The following is a 14,563-nucleotide window of genomic DNA, read 5'->3' on the forward strand; positions in this document are numbered from 1 at the left end:
GCACCCAAGTTTTCTCATCTTCGGTATAGCGACGTTGTTTCAAGCGACAGTCCTACGCCCTCCAGTTTTGAAGAAGCGACAACTATCCTGACATGGAGGGCTCTTCCAAAAGTGACCCGCCGTAAGGGCGGAACCCATAGCCGCCGCTACCCAGATAACGGATATGTACACCGAAAGACCGCTATCGCAGGCAAGCCAGCTCCCACATTTGAACCGCAGACACCCGATAGATTTTTGGTGGCCGGGCGGGCATGGCAGCTCCAACAGGTCCAGCGCTATCGGGGCAAGCCCCCCCACCGTCGTCAGCCGTACGTGGGGTAATCGATATACCCCTGCTCCGAACCCCCGTACATCCCCTCAACCCGCAGCGGGTTCAGCGGCCAGCCGTTGAACAGGCGCTGGGGCAGATCCGGGTTGGCAATGAACGGTCGGCCAAACGCGATCAAGTCCGCCAACCCCGCGTTCACCAGTTTCTCGCCACGCTCAGCGGTATAACGCCCGGCATAGATGATTCGCCCGCTGAAGGTCTCGCGCACGGCCCGGCGGAAGGTTTCCGGCAGCTCCGGCGCGTTGTCCCAGTCGGCCTCGGCGATAGAGACGTAGGCGATGCCCGCCCCTTCCAGCAACTTGATCGCTTCGATATAGGTATGGTGCGGATCCTCTTCCACCAGACCGATATACACCCGGTCCTGATCCGTGCCGCTGAACAACGGCGAAAACCGCACCCCCAGGCGTTGCGGGCCGACCGCATCACTCACGGCCTCGACGATTTCCCGCAGGAAACGCAGACGGTTGTCCAGCGAGCCGCCGTATTCGTCATCGCGCTGGTTGGCATGGGCCGAAATGAACTGGTTGACCAGGTAACCGTTGGCCGAATGAATCTCCACCCCGTCAAACCCAGCCGCTATGGCATTACGCGCGGCCTCGGCGTACAGACCCACCAGTTCCTTCACTTCACGTGTGCTCAGCGCACGCGGCACCGGCGGTTGCACCAGCTCACCCGCGCCCGGCGCCGTTTCAATGAACGCCTTGACCTGCATGGGTTGGATCGCAGACGGCGCCACCGGCGCGGCCCCCTCGGGCTGCAAATCGTGGTGGGACACGCGCCCCACATGCCAGAGCTGGGCAAAGATCACCCCGCCCTCGGCATGCACCGCGTCGGTGACTTTGCGCCAGCCATCGATCTGCGCCGCGCTGTAGATACCCGGCGTCCACGCGTAGCCCTGGCCACGGGGTTCAATCTGCGTGCCTTCGCTGACCATAAACCCGGCGGTGGCGCGCTGGCGGTAATACTCGGCCATCAGGTCGGTGGCGATATCACCCGGTTGCGCGCTGCGCTGGCGGGTCAACGGCGGCAGCACGATGCGGTTGTTCAGGGTGTGCTGACCCAGGGTTACCGGGGTGCTAAGAATGTGGTCTGTCATGGGGGGTTTCCGAATTCTGGACGAACAAAAGCATTGGCGACGCCTGAGCGTCGCCAACCAATAACGGGGTGAATGAATTAAGCGGTGAGTTTGAGCAGCGCCTTGGCCACATCACTGGAGCTGCCCGGGTTCTGCCCGGTGACCAGCAAGCCATCGACGATCACAAAGGACTGCCAGTCGGCCCCCTTCTCGTACAGACCGCCGAGTTTCTTGAATTCATCTTCAATCAAGAACGGCACCACCTCGGTCAATTCCACCGCCGCTTCTTCCGAATTGGAGAAGCCGGTGACACGGCGGCCCTTGATCAACGGCTCACCGTTGACGGCCTTGACGTGACGCAAGGCGCCCGGTGCGTGGCAGACAAAACCGATGGGCTTGCCCGCACGTTCGAAGGCTTCGATCAGTGCGATAGAGGTTGGCGACTCCGCCAGGTCCCACAACGGGCCGTGGCCGCCGGGGTAGAACACGGTGTCGAAGTCGGCGGCGTTGACCGTGTCCAGCTTGACCGTGGCGGCCAGGGCTTGCTGGGCGGCCGGGTCGGCGGCGAAACGGTGGGTCTGTTCGGTCTGGAAGTCCGGCAGGTCGCTGACCGGGTCCAGCGGCGGCTGGCCACCGGCCGGGGATGCCAGCACGATCTGGGCGCCGGCGTCCTTGAACGCGTAATAGGGTGCAGCAAACTCTTCGAGCCAGAAGCCGGTCTTGCGGCCGGTGTTGCCCAACTGATCGTGAGAGGTCAATACCATCAATACTTTCATTGTCGAGTGCCTCGGGATGACTGTGGGTTGAAGCTTAGGAGCCTGGGGGCCCGGTCACAACGTCATATGCGCAAGGTTTTCGGACATGCCTCGATGGCAGTTGCCGTTTGGCTGCGAGCCGCCGACAATCCCACCCCTGACCCTGCTGGAGAAACACAATGCACAGCGTTGCGCTGCTGGTTTACCCGAATTTTGAATGCCTGAGCCTCAGCGTGGGCTCGGTGTTCGAGTGCGCGAACCTGTTGCGGGGCGAGCCGGCCTACGAGTTTCACTTGGTGTCGGAGCGTGGCGGCGCGGTGATGACGTCCCAGGGCTTTTCGGTGAACACCACACCGATCCGGGCCGAAGGTTATGACACGCTGATCGTCGGCGGTTACATGGAGTTCCGCCTGCCGGAAGCCAGCCTGCTGGAGCAGGTCAAGGCCGCGTCCGCGCAATCCCGGCGGGTTGCCTCACTGTGCATGGGCATCTTCGTGCTGGCCGAAGCCGGTCTGCTGGAAGGCAAGCGCACCACCACCCACTGGATCCACGCGCCGGCCTTTCGCAAGCGCTACCCCCATATCCACCTGGACGAAGACAAGCTGTTCGTGGTGGACGGCCAGGTGTGGACCGGCGCGGGCATGAGTGCCGGGGTGGACCTGGCGCTGGCCATGGTGGAGAACGACCTGGGCAGCGACCTGGCCCGGCGTATTGCACGCAAGCTGGTGATCTCCCAGCGTCGCGGCAGCGAGCAGTCGCAGTTGTCGGCGTTACTGGAGCTGGACCCCAAATCAGACCGCGTGCAATTGGCCCTGGCCTACGCACGCGAGAACCTCACCCACGACCTGTCGGTGGACGCCCTGGCCGATGTGGCGCGGCTCAGCCCACGCCAGTTCAGCCGGGTGTTTCGCGAAGAAACCGGTCGCACGCCGGCCAAGGCCATCGAATCCCTGCGGGTGGAGGCCGCCCGGGCGATGATGGAAACCAGCCGCCACCCGGTGGAAGTGGTGGCCCGCGAAACCGGCTTCGGTGATCGCGAGCGCATGCGCCAGGCATTCCTGCGGGCTTTCGGCCAGCCGCCCCAGGCGATGCAGCAGGCGTTTAATGCAACGCTGCCCGCGTGATCAGGTAACTCACTAGCTGCGGGTCATCGTCCAGTTCCAGGCTTTGCACCGGGCGCGGCAGGTTATCCAGCACCGTGCGCCAGAACGCCTGGGACACTTCGTCCTGGTCATAAAAACGCACCAGCCAATTGGCCGCGCCGCTGCACAGCACTTGGCTGGCGATGGCGCGGCCAATGCCCTTACGGCGGTAGCGCTTGAGGATAAACAGGTCGGCCAACTCCAGGGCGTCGATGCCCGGCAGTTCGCTGTTTTCGATCAGCAGGAAACCGGCGATGTACCCGTCTACCAACAGCAGGTTGGCGCTCCATTGCGGGTCTTGCCAGTAGCGGGCCAGGTGTTCGTCATGGATGTAGAAACGACCATCCACTTCGACATCTTCCTGCTCCCAGTCCGACGACTCATAGGCGTAATACTGGTAGAGATTGCGGATCAGCTCGGCTTCTTCGGGGCCGGTCTGGATCAATTCGACGGTGGTTTCAGGCATGGGACTCTCGGTGAAAAAACGCAGGGCGCCATTGTTCACAAAACCCCGGTGCAGGCCAATACATTGCCTAACCTTTCTGTTTGCTGAACCGATTGCGGATTTATGTTGGCCGGGCCGAATCCCTGAAACATTTAGAATAAACTTCGCCGGTTTCCACCTTTTCCTCAAGGACACCGATCTTGACCAACGTCTGTTCCGCCGGCCTGGATGTGGGCTTCGCCTCCCTGGATTACCTGCAGATCTTTATCCTGGGGGTGATCCAGGGCATTACCGAACTGCTGCCCGTCTCGTCCACCGCCCACATGCGCGTAGTGCCCGCCCTGCTCGGCTGGCAAGACCCCGGCTCGGCGTTTTCGGCAGCCATGCAGTTGGCGGCATTGGCAGCCGTGGTCAGCTATTTCTGGCGTGATGTACGGCAGGTGACCACCGGCAGCATCGGCGCAGTGCGACGGGGTGACTACAACGACCGGTGGTTCAAGCTGGCGGTGGCGATTGTGCTGGCGACGATCCCTATCGGCATTGCCGGCCTGGCCCTGTCCTCGACTTTGAACGCGTGCAACTCGCCGTTGCGCGGGCTGATGGTGATCGGTATTTCCTGCGTGGTAATGGCGGTGCTGCTGGCGGTGGCAGAAGTACGCGCTCGCCATACCCGTGAAATGGGCGAAATGCGCCTGCGGGACGCGTTGATCGTAGGCATTGCGCAGATTGGCGCGTTGATTCCAGGGGTGTCGCGCTCGGGCTCCACCCTTACTGCCGCGCTGTTTCTGAACTTCAAGCGTGAGGAAGCCGCGCGTTTCTCCTTCTTGCTGGGCCTGCCAGCCATTGCCCTGGCCGGGCTGAAGGAGCTTTGGGTGTTGCTGCATGCCGATATGCCCGCCCATGCCTGGCCGCATTTGTTGTTTGGGCTGGTGGTGGCGAGCATCTCGGCGTTTTTTGCGATCTGGGGGTTGATGCGGTTTTTGGAGCGGTTTTCGACTTGGCCGTTTGTGATCTATAGGGCCGTGCTGGGGATCTTTCTGATTGTGGCCGTAAGCACCGGGTTGTTGAGCTGACCCCATTCTGAACGTACATCCAATCTAATGTGGGAGCGGGCTTGCTCGCGAATGCGGTATGCCAGTCAGCACATTCAGTGACTGATCCACCGCATTCGCGAGCAAGCCCGCTCCCACATTTGAATCATGTTCTGACTGTTAGTTATGACAGCTCTTCCACACCTCACGAATCAGCGCCTGCAACTTCAGCGCCTCGGCCCAACGATCACTGATCTCCCGCCCGTCCGCACCAGTGATCGCATAGGGTGGCGGGCCCAGCTCGCAGGTGAATGCCAGGCTGCCGGGCGTGTCCGGGCGGGCCAACCAGTCTTCGATCCCGTAGCGCCACCACTGGGTAAACCGCTGCACCCAGGGCTGATGCTGGGGGAAGTCCAACGAGACCTGCACCTGCTCGCTGCTGGCCACGCGGCCGTGGAAGCCCCAACTGTGGCGCAAGATGGTGCGGATTTGCTCATCGTCCTCAGCGGCGCCCGGCTCGGGCAGCTCGCGCCCGACCACGTAGTGAGACAGGTCGGCCAGCAGCCTCAAGTCCGGCATCTGCGCCAACAGGTCCAGCGTGAACAACAAGTCGTTGGTCAGTCGATAACGGTGGGTCTCCAGCAGCACCGGAAAGTCCACTTGCTCGGCCAGGCGTTGCCAGCCTTCCACCAGCCGTGCGGCCTCGGTTTGGCTGCGTGGACGCACATCGGCTTGCAGGGTGAGGTGGTGACACCCGTAGCGGCTGATCACATCCAGCGCGGCGGCCAGGTCGTCCACTGATTGCGGGAACAGTTGGCCCTCAATCTGCAAGCCCCTGGCCGTGGCGGCGCCATGCAAACGGGCGACATCGGCGGGTTTCCAGTAGTGGTCGGTGATGCCGTCGAAACCGGCGGCCTTGATACGGTCGAGCTGGGCTTCCAGCGGGCCGGGTTCGGTCTGCATGGCCCACAGGGATTGGAACACCAGGAATTGGCGCATATCAGCCTCGCAGCAGCGTTTTGAGGGACAGCTCGGCGTCGGCCAGGCTGGAAACATCGAGCGGGATACGTGCACTGATCAAGCGTTCGCAGAGCTTGATGTCCTTGGCCACGCTATTGCCGGTGGCCCAGCCGCAGGCGCCTTGCAAACGTTGCTCGGGATCAAGGTAGAACAGCAGCAGGCCGCCGCCGGGCAGTACGCGGGTGACCATCGATGGGCTCATTACGCCCACGGTCAACAAGCCCCAGTCGTACTGGTCGGACCAAAAGCCGGGGATGGCATCGAAGGGCACTTCACGGCCCAGCAGATTCAGCGCTGCATGTCGGCCCTGCGCTTCGGCGTTGCGCCAGGTTTCCTGGCGTTGATACAGGCCATCCAGGCGAAACTCGCACACATCCCCAGCCGCATAAATATTGGCCGCGCTGGTACGCAGGTACTCATCCACGCGTATGCCCTGCCCCACTTCCAGCCCGGCCGCCGTGGCCAATTCGATACTGGGCTGCATGCCGATGCCGACCACTACGAGGTCGCAGGGCAGCACTTGCCCGTCCACCAATTGCACGCTGTCGGCCTGGATCGACTCCAGCGCCACGTTCAAGCGCACGTCCACGCCGTGCTCGCGATGCAGCGCCAGCAGCGCCTGGGAGATCACCGGCGGCAGCACCCTTGCCGCCAGGCGTGGCCCAGCTTCCAGCACGGTGACCTCGCAACCCAGGCCACGTGCCGTCGCCGCCACTTCCAGGCCGATAAATCCACCGCCGACCACCACCAACCGTGTACCGGGGGTTAGCGCATTGCGCAGGGCCAGCGCGTCATCGTGGGTGCGCAGGTACAGCACATTCGCGTGTTCCTGGGGCAAGCGGCGCGCCCGGCCGCCGGTGGCCAGCAGCAGGCCGGCGTAAGGCAGCCACTGCCCATCGGCGAGTTGCAGGCGGTGCTGTTGCGGCTCCAGCCGGATGACCGGGTTACCGGCGATATGTTCGATATCCAGTTCAGCCAGCCGCTCGCGGTCGCACAGGCTATAGCCGGCCAAGTCCGCCGTGCCTTGCAACAGCCCCTTGGACAGTGGCGGGCGCTCATAGGGCAAATGCGGTTCATCGCCAATCAGGATCAGGCGCCCGGTATAGCCCTCTTTGCGCAAGGTCAGCGCCGCCCGGCCACCGGCATGGCCGGCGCCGACGATGATCAGCGCATCATTCATATGAGCTTCGTTCATGGTCAGGCCGTGACGGCGAGTAATACCCGCCCCGCTTCGACCCGTACCGGGTAGGTCTTGAGGTTGACGCACACCGGCGCGCCCATGGCCTTGCCGGTGCGGTAATCGAAGCGCCCGTTGTGCTTGGGGCATTCGATCACGTGGTCCATCACCAGGCCGTCGGCGAGGTGGATTTTTTCGTGGGTGCACAGGCCGGCAGTGGCGAAGAATTCATTCTCGGCCGAGCGGTACACCGCGTAGGTGTGGGCGCCGTGGTCGAAGCGCAGCACGTCTTCTTCGTCTATTTCGCCCACGGCGCAGACGTCGATCCATTGATCGTTCATGGCATTTATCTCCAATTGACAGGCAAACCTTGTGGTGAGCGAGCTTGCTCGCGCTGGGCGGCGAAGCGGCCCCTGGATCAGCTTTCGGGGTTTGTCTGGAAGAACGCGGGGGCGTCATTGGGGCTGCTGCGCAGCCCAGCGCGAGCAAGCTCGCTCACCACAGGGGTTGGGCGTTGGATGAAATAAGTTGGGTCGCTGCGCTGGCGCCAGATCGTGGGAAGGATTTCTTTGTAGGCCTCGAAGAGGTTGGCGTACGGCGGCGGGCAGTCGCTGCGGATCTCTTCGTGCAACTGTTCCAGGGCGTGGTACGGCACCATCGGGTACATGTGATGCTCGAGGTGGTAGTTCATGTCCATGTAGATAAAGCGCAGCACGCGGTTCATGTAGATGGTGCGGCAGTTGCTGCGATGGTCCAGCACGTCTTCGGCCAGGCCCACATGCTGCGTGAGGCCAAACAGGTAGCCGAGCCAGGCGCCGTAGATGCTCGGCAGGCCCACCAGCATCAGGGGCAGCCAGCTGTGCAGGTACAGGGCGGTGCCGATGACCACGGCGTAAATGGCCACCCAGATACGGGCGGCACGGAACACCTTGGGCCATTCGGATTCCGGGATAAAGTCGGCTTCCTGGGCACTCATCTTGCCGATGGCATGACGCGCCACGCCGCTGAAGGTTTTCCAGGCCAGGGGCAGGTTGAACAGGCTCAGGAACATCATCAAGAAACTCGGCGGACGCGGCTCGACGATCTCCGGGTCGCGGCCGACCACGATGGTGTCGGTATGGTGCCGGGCATGGCTCCAGCGCCACACATGGGGCTCGAAGATGCACATGAAACTGGCGATCTGGTAGAGCACGTCGTTCATCCAGCGAGTTTTGAACGCCGTGCCATGGCCGGTCTCGTGCCAGCGCGGGTTGGAGGCGGTGCCGTACAACACGCCGTAGGCGATAAAGAACGGCACGCAGGCCCAAGTGCCCCAGAACCAGTAGCCACCAAAACCGGTGGCGAACAACGCGGCCACCCACAGGGCGGTGTCGCGCAGCGCTGGGCCATCGCGGCGTTGCATCAGTTCTTTCATGCGTTTACGGGAAATCGGCGATTGGTACCAGCTGGCTGATACCAGGCCTTTTTCGGCAGCACGGGCGGCTTCGGGGCCGGTGAGGCTGTAGTCGCGCCGAGTGGAGTGAGCGGTGTGTTCAGGCATTGTTATTGTTCTCCGCAAGCGATGGGTTTCGAGTGCTTTGCTGGAGAAAATATAGAGAGCGGGCAAATCCGCCTCAAGGGCTTGAATCCATTCCCTATCAAGCTATCATCCAGGCCCAGCGGGGCTTGATAGTTTTCTATCAAGACGCAATAAGGGCCAGTCATGAACAACAATAAACGCCCAACCATCGCCACCGTGGCCGCCCAAGCGGGCCTGAGCGTGGCCACTGTCGACCGGGTATTGAATGCCCGTGCGCCGGTCAATCCAGAGACAGCCGAGCAGGTGTTTCAGGCCGCCGAAGCCGTGGGGTATTTTGCCGCCCGATTGATCGGCCAGCGCATCCGTGAACGTCGGCCGACCTACCGTTTTGGCATCCTGTTGCTCGCGACGGCCCAGGCGTTCTACGCGACCCTTGCGAAGTCGATCAGCGAGGCCGCCGAGCAGCATGCAGGCGCCAACCTGACGTGCCAGTTCGAGTACATCGTGGATCGCACCCCCAGCGCCATCGTCGCGCAGATCGAACAGTTGGCCGTGCAGTGCGATGCCCTGGCCGTGGTCAGCTTCGCCCACCCGTTGATCAACGCCACCTTGGCGCAGATCCGCGAAGCCGGCGTGCCGGTGGTGGCGTTGCTGTCGGATATTCATGAGCACGCCGCCGAACCCTATGTAGGCCAGGACAACCACGTGGTCGGCCGCACTATGGGCTGGCTGCTGGCCCGCACCTGCGGCGCCCGCAAAGGCAGCGTGGGGATTTTGCTCGGCGGCCACCGCTTTCTTGGCCACCAGGCGCGGGTCGCGGGCTTGCACAGCTACCTCGCCGAGCACGCGCCGGGGCTCAAGCCACTTGAGCCGCTGATCAACCTGGACAACAGCGACATCACCGAAGAAGCCACCCTCGACCTGATCACCCGCCACACCGACCTGCGCGGCCTGTGCGTGGTGGGGGGCGGTGGCGACGGCATCATCAATGCGTTGGCGCAATTGCCCAAGCGGCCGGCGTTGTGTTGCATCTTGCAGGAGTCCACCGAGCTGTCGCGTGAGGCGTTGCGCCGGGGGTTGGTGGATGTGGTGATGGATTCGCAGCCGCGCCAGACGGCCGTGGCGGTGATTGAGTTGTTGGTGGCGTTGCAGGGGGGTGAGGTGTTCGATCCGTTGCGGCATCGGGTGTATATACCGCCGCTGATTGTGACGTCGGAAAATATCTAAAGCGGCGGGGTTACTGGCGTTTTGTCATGGTTTGTAAAGGGCCAGCAAGGCGTGTCCCTTTAAATTGCAGGACGTTTCCTAGACAATCTCCGCCGCCTTGTGCCTGCTGGAATCGGTGGCTAGTCTGCGGTCCGTCACTGCCTATTCAGTGATCGGGTTTAGTCGCCCGGATTCGAAGCTGGCGCATGGTCCCATGAAGCTTTAATGGTGGCTGTGCGCAGGGCGCCTTCGGGCGCGCCGGGTAGCTCCGACCGGTCGACTAACCTGCGTACAGCCGCCACCTTCGTTTAGTCGCGACAGGTTCGGCTCCTTACTCAGCATTCGGAGTTGCACAATGAACAAAGACGTACACGACCCCGCAAAAGACCGCGCCGCTTTCAACCGCGCCATCGACCACTATCTGCCCACCCAAGGTTTCCATTCCATCAACGAAGACCTGAGCTTCGAAGATGCCCTGCTCTACACCGCCAGTTTGCTCGACAGCGCTTCGGCAACCGCATTGGATTGTGGTGAGTTGGTGGAGAGCCCTGAGCGGGCGAAGATTTTGGCGGTTTGGCATTTGCTGGAAATTGCCAAGACTACTGTAGACCGCTCCATCGACTGCCTGAAACACAGTTGAACATGTGGGAGGGGCTCGCCTGCGAAGTCGGATGGTCAGCTGGAGCATGTATGCACTGACCCACCGCCTTCGCGAGCAAGCCCGCTCCCACAGTGGATTGGTGGTGTGACTGTTTCTTGAGCCTGGCACAAAGCCAAATGTGGGAGCGGGCTTGCTCGCGAAGGCGGTGGTTCAGCTTGCAGATGTGTCAGCTGACACACCGCCATCGGGAGCAAGTCGAATCGTCGCACCGCCCCTCCCACATTGACCGCATTTCAAAGATTAAAAATCGGTGTTGATCTACATCCCGCGAAACTCTGCGGCATTCAGGCCAAACCGGCTCATCTTGTTGTACAGCCCACCCCGCGACACGTTGAGTTGCCGGGCAGCCAGGCGAATATTCCCGCCGGCCGCTTGCAGTGCCGCGACAATGGCATTCATTTCATGACTGCTCAGGTCTTGCGCCGGTTGCGCTTCATGCAGGCGCGCAGGGGCGCGATGCCGGGTATCCAACGGCAGGTCGGACGGTTGGATCAGTTCACCCATGGCCAAGTTGGTCGCCCGTTCAACGCTGTTTTCCAACTCGCGCACATTGCCCGGCCAGCCGTAGGCCGAGAGCAAGGCCAGCGCATCCGGCGAAAAACCTTGCACCGATTTACGCAGCGAACGCGCGCATCGCGTGAGGAAGTGCCGCGCCAGCAACGGGATATCTTCGCGACGCATGCGCAGCGGTGGCACGGTCAAGTTCAGCACGTTGAGGCGGTAGTAAAGGTCTTCGCGAAACGCCCCCTCGGCCACCGCCTGGCTCAGGTTGCGGTGAGTGGCGGCGATGATGCGCACATTCACTTGCCGCGAGCTTTTTGCGCCGACGCGGGTCACTTCACCCTCCTGCAATACTCGCAGCAGGCTGACTTGGGCATCGAAGGACATATCGCCAATTTCATCCAGGAAAATCGTGCCGCCATCCGCCAATTCAAACTTGCCCGCCGAACCACCACGGGCAGCGCCGGTGAACGCGCCTTCGACATGCCCGAACAGTTCGCTTTGCACCAAGTCCCGCGGGATCGCGCCGCAGTTGACCGCAACAAACGGGCCCTTGTGGCGGTCACTGCCGTTATGGATCGCTTGGGCGAACAGCTCTTTGCCGGTGCCGCTTTCGCCGAGGATCAAGGTGGTGGAGTCACTGCGGCTGGCGATCCGCCCCAGGTGCAGCGCGTCCTGGATCGCCCGCGATTGGCCCTGGATGGTGTCGAAGGTGTAGCTGGCCTGGGTGCCGATGATGCGCCGGGTGATTTCGCGGATACGGCGGTTCTCGCGCAGCGACACGATCACCCCGCCCTGCTCCAGCGGGCACACCGAGACCAGGCAGGCGAGCTGGCTGCGGTCGTGCAGGTGGAAGGTGCAATCGAGGTCGCGTACGGGCTCGCCCAGCACGTCGCTCAATTCGCTGCGGCCCAGTTGCTGGAACGGGCTGCCGATCAATTCCAAACCCACCCCGAACAGCTGCCGGGCATACCGGTTGAGCGCCTTGATGCAACCGCGCTCATCCAGCACCACCAGGCCTTCGTTGAGCACTTCGAGCACGGTTTGCTGTTGTTCCAGCAGCCCTTGCAACGCCATTTGCCGCGACACCGCCTCGGCCGCCGCCTGCACGGTGCCGAGGGTATGGAAGTGAAACCAGCCGGGCTCAGCGGTGAGTGTCAGCATGGCCAGGGTTTCGCCCTGGGCATTCTTGATCGGTGCGGCGGCGCAGTGCATACGGCGCTGGCGCAGGCCTGTGCCGTAGTTTTCCTCGGCGAGCACATACACCAGGTGATCTTCGGCCAGCGCCAGCCCGGTGCAGTTAGTGCCTTGCACGGACTCCAGCAAGCGACTGCCCACCGGGGTGATGTCCAGCCCGCAAAAATACAGGGTCGTGCCATCCGCATCGGTGAGGTTGATATGGCCACGGGGGTTGTAGGCCAGCAGGCCGTGCATGACCTGTGCGGCAGCCGCGATCAATACACGATGGCTGGCGAGGGTCGCCGCCAGGGTTTCAGGGGCGACGAAGCGGTAGGCGTTGTCTGCCGGGTCAATACCGGCCTGGACGCTGCGGCACCAAGACTCCCAGATCACTTGCCGCACACCTGCCGGACGCTCAGCCTGTCCGGCCAGGCAATCGCGCCACGCCTGCTCCAGCGCGGCGACCGGGCCGTCATTCAACGCCGCGGGCCCCAGGGCGGTGAGGTAGTCGAGGTCTTGTACGCTGAAGGCCATGCTCATCGGACTTACCTATGTTCATATTTTTGACATGCCAGTATAGACATGTCATCAAAATGAACACTAATTGTTTATAAACTCAAAGAAAACCCATATATATCAATAGCTTGAAAATTGGCACAGCCCTTGCTCTATCCCCTTTGCCCATCAGGACCGTCCTGAGGCCAACAATAAAAAAGGGGTTATTTCATGAGTACACAGAACATCCGCCTGGGTCTGATCGGTGCCGGTCGCATGGGCAGCTTCCACGGTTTGACGGCGGCGCGGCACATCCCCGGTGCCAACCTGGTGGCGATTGCCGACCCGACTCCCGGCCAGGCTGCCCGCCTCGCCGCAGAGCTGGGCGTGGACAAGGTCTACACCGATCCGCAGCAGCTGCTGGACGACCCGGATATCGACGGCGTGATCATCGCCGCCCCTGCCCGCAGCCACGCCGAATTGGTGATCAGCGCCGCCCGCGCCGGCAAGGGCATTTTCTGCGAAAAACCCATGGCCATTACCCTGGATGAAGCCGACCGCGCCATCGCCGCCGCCGCCGATGCCCGCGTGCCGTTGCAGGTCGGTTTCAACCGGCGCTTCGCCAAGAGCTTTCGCACCGCGCACCTGGATGTCGTCGCTGGCCGCATCGGTACGCCGCAACTGCTGCGCTCGCTGACCCGCGACCCAGCACTGAACAACCCGGCCAACTCGCCGCAGTGGGTAATCTTCCTGGAAACCCTGATCCACGACTTCGACACCCTGCGCTACCTCAACCCCGGCGCCGAGGCAGTACAGGTGCATGTGATGGCCGATGCGTTGATCGCCCCTGACTTCAAGAGCAAAGGCTTCCTCGACACCGCCGTGGTCACGATCCGCTTCGATAACGGCGCGATTGCCACCGCCGAGGCCAACTTCCAGGCAGTGTATGGCTACGACGTACGCGGCGAAGTGTTTGGCAGCGCGGGCATGCTGACCATGGGCGGCGTCAACGAGTCCGACTTGGTGCGCTACCTGGCCCAGGGCATCCAGGCCGACACCCAGCGCCTGGACACCGACCTGCTGCGCGACGCCTATATCGCCGAGCTCAACCACTTTGCCGAGTGCCTGCGCACTGGCGCCAAGCCGATGGCCAGTGGCGAAGACGCCCGCGCCGCGCTGGCGATTGCGCGTGCGTGCATCGAGTCGTTCCAGCAAGGCCAGGCGGTGGCCGTATGAGCCCGTTCAAACTGGCGATCAGTGCCGAGATGGTGTTTCTCGACCTGCCGTTCATTGAGCGGGTCAAACGCATTCACGCGCTGGGGTTCAGCGCCGAAATCTGGAACTGGACCGACAAGGACATCGGCGCCCTGGCCGCGACCGGCGCCGATTTCACCTCGATGACCGGCTATATCACCGGCACCCTCACCGACCCGGACGGTATCCGCCAGTTGCTCGACAGCGCCCGTGAATCCATAACGGTTGCCGAACAACTCAACTGCCCCAGTCTCAACCTGCACGGTACCGGCCTGGGCGAAGGCGGCTTGCCCGTTCAGCCGGTCAGCCAGACCACAGGCCGTATGTGGCTGAGCGCCTGCAAAACCCTGGAAAAAATCGCCCGCCTGGGGGAAGACGCTGGCCGCGTGTTCCTGCTGGAAAACCTCAACACCGAAGTCGACCACCCCGGCACCCCGTTCGCCCGCGCCGACGACACCCTGGCGCTGATCGAAGCAGTGGGCAGCCCGCACCTGAAAATGAACCTGGACCTGTACCACGCGCAGATCGGTGAAGGTAACCTGATCGAACTGATCCAGCGTGCAGGCACGTCCATCGGTGAAATCCAGGTGGCTGACGTGCCCGGTCGCAAGGAACCGGGCACCGGTGAAATCCACTACCCTGCCATCGCCAGGGCCTTGCACGCCATGGGCTACAGCGGCGTGGTCGGCCTCGAAGGCTGGGCCAGCGGCGAAAGCGAACTGGCCCTGGAGCGATTCCGTCAAGCGTTCACCCTATAACAATAAAAGGAACACCC

General features: G+C 62.5%; 14 protein-coding genes. 6 read left to right on the forward strand and 8 right to left on the reverse strand.

What is annotated here, in order from left to right:
• Positions 1–302: 302 nt before the first annotated feature.
• Entirely contained in the window at positions 303–1,424 is a 1,122-nt protein-coding gene (locus ACLD1Y_RS29935) for an alkene reductase (protein WP_429481265.1), read from the reverse strand.
• A gap of 77 nt (positions 1,425–1,501) precedes the next feature.
• A complete protein-coding gene (locus tag ACLD1Y_RS29940) occupies positions 1,502–2,179 on the reverse strand; it encodes a type 1 glutamine amidotransferase domain-containing protein (RefSeq protein WP_429481266.1) in 678 nt (225 codons plus the stop codon).
• Between the two features lie 158 nt (positions 2,180–2,337).
• On the opposite strand from ACLD1Y_RS29940, the gene ACLD1Y_RS29945 reads away from it, so the two are divergent.
• On the forward strand, positions 2,338–3,282 hold the full coding sequence (locus ACLD1Y_RS29945; RefSeq protein ID WP_429481267.1) for a GlxA family transcriptional regulator: 945 nt from the start codon (positions 2,338–2,340) through the stop codon (positions 3,280–3,282).
• Here ACLD1Y_RS29945 and ACLD1Y_RS29950 read toward each other — a convergent pair.
• Positions 3,260–3,766 carry a GNAT family N-acetyltransferase gene (locus tag ACLD1Y_RS29950; protein WP_429481268.1) on the reverse strand — a complete coding sequence of 169 codons (507 nt, stop codon included), beginning with the start codon at positions 3,764–3,766 and terminating at the stop codon, positions 3,260–3,262. The genes ACLD1Y_RS29945 and ACLD1Y_RS29950 overlap by 23 nt on opposite strands.
• A 179-nt stretch (positions 3,767–3,945) precedes the next feature.
• On the opposite strand from ACLD1Y_RS29950, the gene ACLD1Y_RS29955 reads away from it, so the two are divergent.
• Positions 3,946–4,818, forward strand: a complete 873-nt coding sequence (locus ACLD1Y_RS29955; RefSeq protein ID WP_429481269.1) for an undecaprenyl-diphosphate phosphatase — start codon at positions 3,946–3,948, stop codon at positions 4,816–4,818.
• Between the two features lie 138 nt (positions 4,819–4,956).
• Here the strand turns inward: ACLD1Y_RS29955 and ACLD1Y_RS29960 are convergent, their stop codons facing one another.
• From ACLD1Y_RS29960 to ACLD1Y_RS29975, 4 genes are all read right to left on the reverse strand, one after another.
• Complete coding sequence (locus ACLD1Y_RS29960; RefSeq protein WP_429481270.1) at positions 4,957–5,775, reverse strand: sugar phosphate isomerase/epimerase family protein; 819 nt, start codon at positions 5,773–5,775, stop codon at positions 4,957–4,959.
• Between the two features lies 1 nt (position 5,776).
• Positions 5,777–6,976 carry an NAD(P)/FAD-dependent oxidoreductase gene (locus ACLD1Y_RS29965; protein ID WP_429481302.1) on the reverse strand — a complete coding sequence of 400 codons (1,200 nt, stop codon included), beginning with the start codon at positions 6,974–6,976 and terminating at the stop codon, positions 5,777–5,779.
• 17 nt (positions 6,977–6,993) lie between these two features.
• Complete coding sequence (locus ACLD1Y_RS29970; protein WP_122557443.1) at positions 6,994–7,314, reverse strand: MocE family 2Fe-2S type ferredoxin; 321 nt, start codon at positions 7,312–7,314, stop codon at positions 6,994–6,996.
• A gap of 77 nt (positions 7,315–7,391) precedes the next feature.
• Entirely contained in the window at positions 7,392–8,513 is a 1,122-nt protein-coding gene (locus tag ACLD1Y_RS29975; RefSeq protein ID WP_429481271.1) for a fatty acid desaturase family protein, read from the reverse strand.
• A 162-nt stretch (positions 8,514–8,675) separates the two neighbouring features.
• Here ACLD1Y_RS29975 and ACLD1Y_RS29980 point away from each other — a divergent pair, with 162 nt between their 5' ends.
• On the forward strand, positions 8,676–9,719 hold the full coding sequence (locus ACLD1Y_RS29980; protein WP_429481272.1) for a LacI family DNA-binding transcriptional regulator: 1,044 nt from the start codon (positions 8,676–8,678) through the stop codon (positions 9,717–9,719).
• 334 nt (positions 9,720–10,053) lie between these two features.
• Positions 10,054–10,338, forward strand: a complete 285-nt coding sequence (locus ACLD1Y_RS29985) for a DUF6124 family protein (RefSeq protein ID WP_429481273.1) — start codon at positions 10,054–10,056, stop codon at positions 10,336–10,338.
• A 279-nt stretch (positions 10,339–10,617) separates the two neighbouring features.
• Here the strand turns inward: ACLD1Y_RS29985 and ACLD1Y_RS29990 are convergent, their stop codons facing one another.
• Positions 10,618–12,579 carry a sigma-54 interaction domain-containing protein gene (locus ACLD1Y_RS29990; RefSeq protein WP_429481274.1) on the reverse strand — a complete coding sequence of 654 codons (1,962 nt, stop codon included), beginning with the start codon at positions 12,577–12,579 and terminating at the stop codon, positions 10,618–10,620.
• A gap of 186 nt (positions 12,580–12,765) precedes the next feature.
• Here ACLD1Y_RS29990 and ACLD1Y_RS29995 point away from each other — a divergent pair, with 186 nt between their 5' ends.
• Positions 12,766–13,770: a Gfo/Idh/MocA family oxidoreductase gene (locus ACLD1Y_RS29995; RefSeq protein ID WP_429481275.1), complete on the forward strand. Its 1,005-nt coding sequence runs from the start codon at positions 12,766–12,768 to the stop codon at positions 13,768–13,770.
• Positions 13,767–14,546: a TIM barrel protein gene (locus tag ACLD1Y_RS30000; RefSeq protein ID WP_429481276.1), complete on the forward strand. Its 780-nt coding sequence runs from the start codon at positions 13,767–13,769 to the stop codon at positions 14,544–14,546. The genes ACLD1Y_RS29995 and ACLD1Y_RS30000 overlap by 4 nt, the downstream gene beginning before the upstream one ends.
• Positions 14,547–14,563 lie beyond the last annotated feature (17 nt).

Origin of the sequence: Pseudomonas sp. 18175 (assembly GCF_050432925.1) — a bacterium.
GTDB lineage: Bacteria > Pseudomonadota > Gammaproteobacteria > Pseudomonadales > Pseudomonadaceae > Aquipseudomonas.

Coding starts and splice junctions, on each gene's coding strand:
- ACLD1Y_RS30000 (WP_429481276.1), top strand. CDS start 13,767: ATGAGCCCGTTCAAACTGGCGATCAGTGCCGAGATGGTGTTTCTCGAC.
- ACLD1Y_RS29975 (WP_429481271.1), bottom strand. CDS start 8,513: ATGCCTGAACACACCGCTCACTCCACTCGGCGCGACTACAGCCTCACC.
- ACLD1Y_RS29970 (WP_122557443.1), bottom strand. CDS start 7,314: ATGAACGATCAATGGATCGACGTCTGCGCCGTGGGCGAAATAGACGAA.
- ACLD1Y_RS29940 (WP_429481266.1), bottom strand. CDS start 2,179: ATGAAAGTATTGATGGTATTGACCTCTCACGATCAGTTGGGCAACACC.
- ACLD1Y_RS29990 (WP_429481274.1), bottom strand. CDS start 12,579: ATGAGCATGGCCTTCAGCGTACAAGACCTCGACTACCTCACCGCCCTG.
- ACLD1Y_RS29985 (WP_429481273.1), top strand. CDS start 10,054: ATGAACAAAGACGTACACGACCCCGCAAAAGACCGCGCCGCTTTCAAC.
- ACLD1Y_RS29980 (WP_429481272.1), top strand. CDS start 8,676: ATGAACAACAATAAACGCCCAACCATCGCCACCGTGGCCGCCCAAGCG.
- ACLD1Y_RS29945 (WP_429481267.1), top strand. CDS start 2,338: ATGCACAGCGTTGCGCTGCTGGTTTACCCGAATTTTGAATGCCTGAGC.
- ACLD1Y_RS29960 (WP_429481270.1), bottom strand. CDS start 5,775: ATGCGCCAATTCCTGGTGTTCCAATCCCTGTGGGCCATGCAGACCGAA.
- ACLD1Y_RS29965 (WP_429481302.1), bottom strand. CDS start 6,976: ATGAATGATGCGCTGATCATCGTCGGCGCCGGCCATGCCGGTGGCCGG.
- ACLD1Y_RS29995 (WP_429481275.1), top strand. CDS start 12,766: ATGAGTACACAGAACATCCGCCTGGGTCTGATCGGTGCCGGTCGCATG.
- ACLD1Y_RS29950 (WP_429481268.1), bottom strand. CDS start 3,766: ATGCCTGAAACCACCGTCGAATTGATCCAGACCGGCCCCGAAGAAGCC.
- ACLD1Y_RS29935 (WP_429481265.1), bottom strand. CDS start 1,424: ATGACAGACCACATTCTTAGCACCCCGGTAACCCTGGGTCAGCACACC.